Source organism: uncultured Aureimonas sp. (assembly GCF_913775355.1).
In the GTDB taxonomy this organism is placed as follows: Bacteria; Pseudomonadota; Alphaproteobacteria; order Rhizobiales; family Rhizobiaceae; genus Aureimonas.
On sequence record NZ_CAJYIU010000150.1, the window covers coordinates 1 to 9,169 of the forward strand.

Sequence of the window (9,169 nt, forward strand, 5' to 3'; positions counted from 1 at the left end):
CTGATCGGCCAGTCGCCGATCGCCGGCCCGAAGGGCTTCCGCAAGGACACCACCCTGACGCGGGAGATCATCAACGAGTATCCGCGCTCGCAATGGTGGCAGTTCGCCGTCGTCGAGGACCGTCTGATGACGGAAATCGAGGCGATGCAGAAGCAGTACGACGAGTCGAAGAAGCGCCTCGAGCAGCGCTTCCTCGACAAGGTCGAGAAGCTGCAGCGCGGCGACGAGCTTCCGCCCGGCGTCATGAAGATGGTCAAGGTCTTCGTGGCGGTGAAGCGCAAGATCCAGCCCGGCGACAAGATGGCCGGCCGCCACGGCAACAAGGGCGTGGTGTCGCGCATCGTGCCGATCGAGGACATGCCGTTCCTCGAGGACGGCACGCATGCCGACATCGTGCTCAACCCGCTCGGCGTGCCCTCGCGCATGAACGTCGGCCAGATCCTGGAGACGCATCTCGGCTGGGCCTGCGCCGGCATGGGCCGGAAGATCGGGGAAATGCTGGAAGCCTACCAGCAGAGCCATGACGCCGCGCCGCTGCGCAACGAGATCGCCAGCATGCTGGGCGACTCCGACCGCAACGAGAAGGTCAAGGACTACGATGACGACAGCGTGATCGTGCTCGCCAAGCAGATGAAGCGCGGCGTGTCGATCGCGACCCCCGTCTTCGACGGTGCGGTCGAGCCGGACATCGTCGAGATGCTGGAGAAGGCGGGTCTCAACGGATCGGGTCAGGTGACGCTCTACGACGGGCGTACCGGCGAGCCGTTCGATCGTCAGGTCACGGTCGGCTACATCTACATGCTGAAGCTGCACCACCTGGTGGACGACAAGATCCACGCCCGCTCGATCGGCCCGTACTCGCTGGTCACCCAGCAGCCGCTCGGCGGCAAGGCGCAGTTCGGCGGCCAGCGCTTCGGCGAGATGGAGGTCTGGGCGCTCGAGGCATACGGTGCGGCCTACACGCTGCAGGAAATGCTGACGGTGAAGTCGGACGACGTCGCGGGCCGTACCAAGGTCTACGAGTCGATCGTGCGCGGCGACGACGCGTTCGAGTCGGGCATTCCGGAGAGCTTCAACGTGCTCGTCAAGGAAATGCGCTCGCTCGGCCTCGACGTCGACCTGTCGCAGTCCGTGCCCGACCAGCTTCCGTCGAGCGCCGGCCCGCTGCAGGGCCTCCCTGACGCGGCCGAGTAGGCCGCCACGCAAAGGTCGCCTTGTGCGGCCATGGTCGGCGCCACAGCCAAAGGGCGCCGATCGGACTTTGCGGATGATCTTGGCGCCGGCTCCGCCCGGCGCGTGGCGGGGCACGAGGCCCTGAAAAGGAGACAGCACCATGAATCAAGAGGTCATGAATCTCTTCAATCCTCAGGTGCAGGCGCAGACGTTCGATTCGATCCGGATCTCGCTCGCGAGCCCGGAGAAGATTCTTTCGTGGTCGTTCGGCGAGATCAAGAAGCCCGAGACGATCAACTACCGCACGTTCAAGCCGGAGCGCGACGGCCTGTTCTGCGCGCGCATTTTCGGCCCGATCAAGGACTACGAGTGCTTGTGCGGAAAGTACAAGCGCATGAAGTACAAGGGCATCATCTGCGAGAAGTGCGGCGTCGAGGTCACGCTTTCGCGCGTGCGCCGCGAGCGCATGGGCCACATCGAGCTGGCCGCCCCGGTCGCGCATATCTGGTTCCTGAAGTCGCTCCCGAGCCGCATCGGCACGCTGCTCGACATGACGCTGAAGGACATCGAGCGCGTCCTCTACTTCGAGAACTACATCGTCACCGAGCCCGGCCTCACCGCCCTGAAGGAGCACCAGCTCCTGACGGAAGAGGAGTACATGATCGCCGTCGACGAGTACGGCGAGGATTCGTTCACGGCCCTCATCGGCGCCGAGGCGATTCAGGAGCTTCTCGGCTCGATGGAGCTCGAGCGCATCGCGGGCGACCTGCGTGAGGAACTGGCGACCACCACGTCGGATCTGAAGCAGAAGAAGCTGATGAAGCGGCTGAAGATCGTCGAGAACTTCCTCGAGTCGGGCAACCGACCCGAGTGGATGATCATGCGCGTCGTTCCGGTCATCCCGCCGGACCTGCGCCCGCTCGTCCCGTTGGACGGCGGCCGCTTCGCCACGTCGGATCTCAACGATCTCTACCGCCGCGTCATCAACCGCAACAACCGCCTCAAGCGGCTGATCGAGCTGCGCGCGCCGGGCATCATCATCCGCAACGAGAAGCGCATGCTTCAGGAGGCGGTCGACGCGCTGTTCGACAACGGCCGCCGCGGCCGCGTGATCACGGGTGCCAACAAGCGCCCGCTGAAGTCGCTGTCCGACATGCTGAAGGGCAAGCAGGGCCGCTTCCGCCAGAACCTCCTCGGCAAGCGCGTCGACTATTCCGGCCGCTCGGTCATCGTGACGGGCCCCGAGCTGAAGCTGCACCAGTGCGGCCTGCCGAAGAAGATGGCGCTGGAGCTCTTCAAGCCCTTCATCTACGCGCGCCTCGACGCCAAGGGCTTTTCCTCCACGGTGAAGCAGGCGAAGAAGCTCGTCGAGAAGGAGCGCCCGGAGGTCTGGGACATCCTGGACGAGGTCATCCGCGAGCATCCGGTGCTGCTCAACCGTGCGCCGACGCTGCACCGTCTCGGCATCCAGGCGTTCGAGCCGATCCTGATCGAGGGCAAGGCGATCCAGCTTCACCCGCTGGTCTGCACGGCCTTCAACGCGGACTTCGACGGCGATCAGATGGCGGTGCACGTGCCGCTATCCATCGAGGCGCAGCTGGAAGCGCGCGTCCTCATGATGTCGACCAACAACATCCTGCATCCGGCGAACGGCGCACCGATCATCGTGCCGTCGCAGGATATGGTGCTCGGCCTCTACTACCTCTCGATCATGAACGAGAACGAGCCGGGCGAAGGCATGGCGTTCTCCGACATCGGCGAGATGGAGCAGGCGCTCTTCACCAAGGCGATCACGCTCCACACGAAGATCAAGGGCCGCTTCAAGACGGTCGACGCCGAAGGCAAGCCCGTCTCGAAGATCTACGAGACGACGCCGGGTCGCATGCTCATCGCGCAGCTTCTGCCGAAGACGCACAAGATCCCCTTCGACATCGCCAACGACCTGATGACAAAGAAGAACATCTCGCGTCTGATCGACCAGGTGTATCGTCACTGCGGTCAGAAGGACACGGTCATCTTCTGCGACCGCATCATGCAGCTGGGCTTCAAGCACGCCTGCATCGCCGGCATCTCCTTCGGCAAGGATGACATGGTCATCCCCGAGACCAAACCGAAGCTAATCGGCGAGACGCAGGCGCTCGCGAAGGAATACGAGCAGCAGTACAACGACGGCCTGATCACTCAGGGTGAGAAGTACAACAAGGTGGTCGACGCCTGGGCCAAGTGCACGGACAAGATCGCCGAAGAGATGATGGGCCGCATCAAGGCGGTCGAGTTCAACCCGGAGACGGGCCGGCAGAAGCCGATGAACTCGATCTACATGATGTCGCACTCGGGTGCTCGTGGCTCGCCAACGCAGATGCGTCAGCTCGGCGCGATGCGCGGCCTGATGACCAAGCCGTCCGGCGAGATCATCGAGACGCCGATCATCTCGAACTTCAAGGAAGGCCTCACGGTTCTCGAGTACTTCAACTCCACCCACGGTGCCCGGAAGGGCCTCGCGGACACGGCGCTGAAGACCGCGAACTCGGGCTACCTGACCCGCCGTCTCGTCGACGTAGCGCAGGACTGCATCATCACGCAGGCCGACTGCGGCACCGAGAACGGTCTGACCATGCAGCCCATCGTGGATGCCGGTCAGGTCGTGGCGACACTCGGCCAGCGCATCCTCGGCCGTACCGCTCTCGAGGACATCGTGAACCCTGCCACCGGCGAAGTGCTGGTCAAGGGCGGCACGACCGTCGAGGAGCGTGACGTCGAGGTGATCGAAAAGGCGGGCGTCCAGTCCGTGAAGATCCGCTCGGCGCTGACCTGCGAAGTCCGCACCGGCATCTGTGCGATCTGCTACGGTCGCGATCTCGCACGCGGTACGCCCGTCAACATGGGCGAGGCCGTCGGCGTCATCGCGGCGCAGTCGATCGGCGAGCCGGGCACGCAGCTCACGATGCGTACGTTCCACATGGGCGGCACGGCGCAGGTCGTCGACTCGTCGTTCCTGGAAGCCTCGTACGAGGGCACGGTCCAGATCCGCAACCGCAACGTGGTGCGCGATTCCGACGGCCGGCTCGTGGCGATGGGCCGCAACATGGCGGTCCTGATCCTCGACCCGTCGGGCAAGGAGCGTGCGTCGCACCGTATCACCTACGGTTCGCGCATCTTCGTCGACGACGGCGATCAGGTGCGTCGCGGCCAGCGTATCGCCGAGTGGGATCCGTACACCCGTCCGGTTCTCACCGAGCTCGACGGCACCGTGGAGTTCGAGGATCTGGTCGAGGGCCTGTCGGTCTCCGAGCAGGCGGACGAGTCGACCGGCATCACCAAGCGTCAGGTCATCGACTGGCGGGCCAACCCGCGCGGCGCCGACCTCAAGCCCGCCATGGTAATCCGCGCTAAGGACGGCTCGGTCGCCAAGCTCGCGCGTGGCACCGACGCCCGCTACTTCCTCTCGGTCGACGCCATTCTGTCGGTCGAGCCGGGGGCGACGGTGCGCGCCGGTGACGTTCTCTCGCGTATTCCGATGGAGTCCGCGAAGACGAAGGACATCACGGGCGGTCTGCCGCGCGTCGCCGAACTGTTCGAGGCCCGGAAGCCGAAGGACAACGCGGTCATCGCGGAGATCGACGGCACGGTGCGGTTCGGACGCGACTACAAGAACAAGCGTCGCATCATCATCGAGCCGCACGAGGATGGCGTCGAGCCGGTCGAGTACCTGATCCCGAAGGGCAAGCCGTTCCACCTCCAGGAAGGCGACGTCATCGAGAAGGGCGACCATATCCTCGATGGCAACCCGGCACCGCACGACATCCTGGCCATCCGGGGCGTCGAGGCGCTGGCGAGCTACCTCGTGAACGAGATCCAGGAGGTCTATCGTCTCCAGGGCGTCGTGATCAACGACAAGCACATCGAGGTGATCGTTCGCCAGATGCTGCAGAAGGTCGAGATCGTGGAGTCCGGCGATAGCGGCCTCATTCCGGGCGACCATGTCGACCGGATCGAGCTCGCCGAGATGAACGAGCGCCTGGAGGAGGAGGGCAAGAAGCCCGCGTCCGGTAACCCGGTGCTGCTCGGCATCACCAAGGCATCGCTGCAGACGCCGAGCTTCATCTCGGCGGCATCCTTCCAGGAGACCACGCGCGTCCTCACCGAGGCGGCGGTGGCCGGCAAGATGGACACGCTGCAGGGCCTCAAGGAGAACGTCATCGTCGGCCGTCTCATTCCGGCCGGCACGGGCGGCATGATGACCCAGGTCCGTCGCATCGCGACCTCGCGCGACGACCTGATCCTCGACGACCGTCGTAAGTCGTCCAATGCGGCGGAAGCCGATCGCATGCTGACGAAGCTCACCGACGCCGCCGAATAAGGCGCTCGTCCGGCACGAGACAGGGAAGGGGCCGTTCCGATCGGGCGGCCCCTTTTCATTTTCACATCGCGCCCCAACAAGGCCCGCGCAGGGTTGACGTTCGGGGACGGAATCGTTAAACACCCGCCAACAGAGCCGATGTGAGGCATCGCTTTCCTGACGACACGTCGGGGACCAGCGCTTCAAACAAGGCTTCGTTCAACGAGACGTACCATTGCTGGACGCACGATTGCGGTTTCGCCCGTGATCCTCTGCTTCAATGCCGGGCAGACCTCTTACTAGGTGAGGTCGATGCCCGGTTTCGCGCATGAGCCGATGGCTTCTTGCGTCGTGGTACCGAACGTTCCGAACCGGGATTTGAAGAGAAGGAAGGTTGGAATGCCGACCATCAACCAGTTGATCCGGAAGCCGCGCGTTCGCCCCAGCGAGCGCAACACCGTTCCGGCGCTCCAGGCCAATCCGCAGAAGCGCGGCGTTTGCACCCGCGTCTACACCACGACCCCGAAGAAGCCGAACTCGGCTCTCCGCAAGGTCGCCAAGGTCCGTCTGGTCAATGGCTTCGAAGTCATCGGCTACATCCCGGGCGAGGGGCACAACCTTCAGGAGCACTCCGTGGTGATGATCCGCGGCGGCCGCGTGAAGGATCTTCCCGGCGTTCGCTACCACATCATCCGCGGCGTGCTCGACACGCAGGGCGTCAAGGACCGTCGTCAGCGTCGTTCGAAGTACGGCGCGAAGCGTCCGAAGTAAGCCCGAACGACCGTCCGAGATTGAGAGACTAGAATATGTCCCGTCGTCACTCTGCCGAGAAGCGTGAGATCAACCCGGATCCGAAGTTCGGCGATCTGGTTGTAACGAAGTTCATGAACGCCGTCATGTACGACGGCAAGAAGTCGGTCGCCGAGACCATCGTTTACGGCGCGTTCGACGTCGTGAACCAGAAGACCCGCCAGGACGCGATCGCGATCTTTCATCAGGCGCTCGACAACGTTGCGCCGCACGTGGAAGTCCGCTCGCGCCGCGTCGGCGGCGCCACCTATCAGGTCCCGGTCGACGTTCGTCCGGAGCGCCGTCAGGCCCTCGCCATCCGCTGGCTCATCACGGCCGCCCGCAACCGCAACGAGACCACGATGGTGGACCGTCTGTCGGGCGAGCTGATGGATGCCGCCAACAACCGCGGCACCGCCGTGAAGAAGCGCGAAGACACGCACCGCATGGCGGAAGCGAACCGCGCCTTCTCGCACTACCGCTGGTAAGCCACTCTTCTCTTCGAAAGGCGACGCCCCATGGCCCGCGAATATAAGATCGAAGACTACCGCAATTTCGGCATCATGGCCCACATCGATGCCGGCAAGACGACCACGACCGAGCGTATCCTCTACTACACCGGCAAGTCCCACAAGATCGGCGAAGTCCACGACGGCGCCGCGACCATGGACTGGATGGAGCAGGAGCAGGAGCGCGGCATCACGATCACGTCCGCTGCGACCACGACCTTCTGGGAAGGCCGCGACGGCAAGAAGCGCCGCTTCAACATCATCGACACGCCGGGACACGTCGACTTCACGATCGAGGTCGAGCGTTCGCTGCGCGTGCTCGATGGCGCGATCGCGCTGCTGGACGCCAATGCCGGCGTGGAACCGCAGACCGAGACGGTCTGGCGCCAGGCCGACAAGTACAACGTCCCGCGCATGATGTTCGTCAACAAGATGGACAAGACCGGCGCGGACTTCTACCGCTGCGTCGAGATGGTCAAGACGCGCCTCGGCGCGAAGGCGATCGTCGTCCAGCTGCCGATCGGCGCCGAGAACGAGTTCAAGGGCGTCGTCGACCTGATCGAGATGAACGCCCTGATCTGGCGGGACGAGTCGCTCGGCGCCCAGTGGGACGTCGTCGAGATCCCGGACGACCTCAAGGACAAGGCCGCCGAGTACCGCGAGCTCATGATCGAGACCGCCGTCGAGGTCGACGAGGCCGCGATGGAAGCCTACCTCGAGGGCAACATGCCGTCGAACGAGCAGCTGCGCGCGCTGATCCGCAAGGGCACCTGCGAGGTGACCTTCACGCCGATCTTCTGCGGCTCGGCCTTCAAGAACAAGGGCGTCCAGCCGCTGCTCGACGGCGTCGTGGAGTTCCTGCCGTCGCCGGTCGACGTCCCGGCCATCAAGGGCATCGACCCGAAGACCGAGGCCGAGACCAGCCGAGTGTCGTCGGACGAAGAGCCGCTGTCGATGCTGGCCTTCAAGATCATGAACGACCCGTTCGTCGGCTCGCTCACGTTCTGCCGCATCTACTCCGGCAAGCTTACCAAGGGCACCGGCGTCCAGAACACGGTGAAGGAGAAGAAGGAGCGCATCGGGCGTATGCTGCAGATGCACTCCAACTCGCGTGAAGACATCGAAGAGGCGTATGCCGGCGACATCGTCGCCCTGGCTGGCCTCAAGGAAGTCACCACGGGCGATACGCTCTGCGATCCGCTGAAGCCGGTCATCCTCGAGCGCATGGAATTCCCCGATCCGGTCATCGAGATCGCGATCGAGCCGAAGACCAAGGGCGACCAAGAGAAGATGGGCCTTGCGCTCAATCGTCTCGCGGCCGAGGATCCGTCCTTCCGCGTCAAGACGGACGAGGAGTCCGGGCAGACGATCATCGCCGGCATGGGCGAGCTTCATCTCGACATCCTCGTCGACCGCATGAAGCGCGAATTCAAGGTCGAGGCGAATATTGGCGCCCCGCAGGTGGCCTACCGAGAGACGATCACCCGCGCCGCGGATGTGGACTATACGCACAAGAAGCAGACCGGTGGTACCGGCCAGTTCGCTCGCGTGAAGCTGCACATCGAGCCGGGCGAGCCGACCACGGGCTTCGTGTTCGAGTCGAAGATTATCGGCGGTGCGGTTCCGAAGGAATACGTGCCGGGTGTCCAGAAGGGTATCGCCTCGGTGATGACCTCGGGCCCGCTCGCGGGCTTCCCGATGGTCGACATTAAGGCCGAACTGATGGACGGCGCCTACCACGACGTCGACTCGTCGGTGCTGGCCTTCGAAATCGCCTCGCGCGCCGGCTTCCGCGAAGCCATCGCCAAGGCGGGTCCGAAGCTGCTCGAGCCAATCATGAAGGTTGAGGTCGTGACGCCGGAAGACTACGTCGGTGACGTGATCGGCGATCTGAACTCCCGCCGTGGCCAGATCCAGGGCACCGAGGCTCGCGGTATCGCGACTGTGGTGAACGCGATGGTGCCGCTGGCGAACATGTTCGGCTACGTCAACACGCTCCGCTCGATGTCGCAGGGCCGTGCGCAGTACACAATGCAGTTCGACCACTACGAGCAGGTGCCGAACCAGGTCGCCGAAGAAATCCAGAAGAAGTACGCCTGAGGCCTCCGGCCTCGGCGACAACCCTCTGAAGCCCTCACGGGCGCATGAATTGGAGAGCCTCAAATGGCGAAGAGCAAATTCGAGCGTAACAAGCCGCATGTGAACATCGGGACGATTGGTCACGTTGATCACGGGAAGACGTCGCTGACGGCGGCGATCACGAAGTACTTCGGCGAGTTCCGCGCGTACGACCAGATCGACGCGGCGCCGGAGGAGAAGGCGCGCGGCATCACGATCTCGACGGCGCACGTCGAGTACG

5 protein-coding genes and 1 pseudogene are annotated in these 9,169 nt (G+C 64.1%); all 6 read left to right on the forward strand.

Annotated features, from left to right (window positions below):
- A pseudogene (locus tag QZ753_RS09890) lies at positions 1 to 1,194 on the forward strand (DNA-directed RNA polymerase subunit beta); the annotation flags it as partial.
- Between the two features lie 139 nt (positions 1,195 to 1,333).
- Positions 1,334 to 5,533, forward strand: coding sequence for a DNA-directed RNA polymerase subunit beta' (gene rpoC / locus QZ753_RS09895; RefSeq protein WP_090966819.1), 4,200 nt, complete (start codon positions 1,334 to 1,336; stop codon positions 5,531 to 5,533).
- Positions 5,534 to 5,911: 378 nt separating this feature from the next.
- Complete coding sequence (rpsL, locus tag QZ753_RS09900) at positions 5,912 to 6,283, forward strand: 30S ribosomal protein S12 (RefSeq protein ID WP_019998957.1); 372 nt, start codon at positions 5,912 to 5,914, stop codon at positions 6,281 to 6,283.
- Between the two features lie 35 nt (positions 6,284 to 6,318).
- Entirely contained in the window at positions 6,319 to 6,789 is a 471-nt protein-coding gene (gene rpsG, locus QZ753_RS09905; RefSeq protein ID WP_055889358.1) for a 30S ribosomal protein S7, read from the forward strand.
- Between the two features lie 30 nt (positions 6,790 to 6,819).
- The gene (gene fusA / locus QZ753_RS09910) at positions 6,820 to 8,910 is read left to right on the forward strand and encodes an elongation factor G (RefSeq protein WP_090966821.1); all 2,091 of its coding nucleotides are present in this window, start codon (positions 6,820 to 6,822) and stop codon (positions 8,908 to 8,910) included.
- Between the two features lie 63 nt (positions 8,911 to 8,973).
- A partial coding sequence (locus tag QZ753_RS09915) for a GTP-binding protein (RefSeq protein WP_294641582.1) occupies positions 8,974 to 9,169 on the forward strand: 196 nt, incomplete at its 3' end.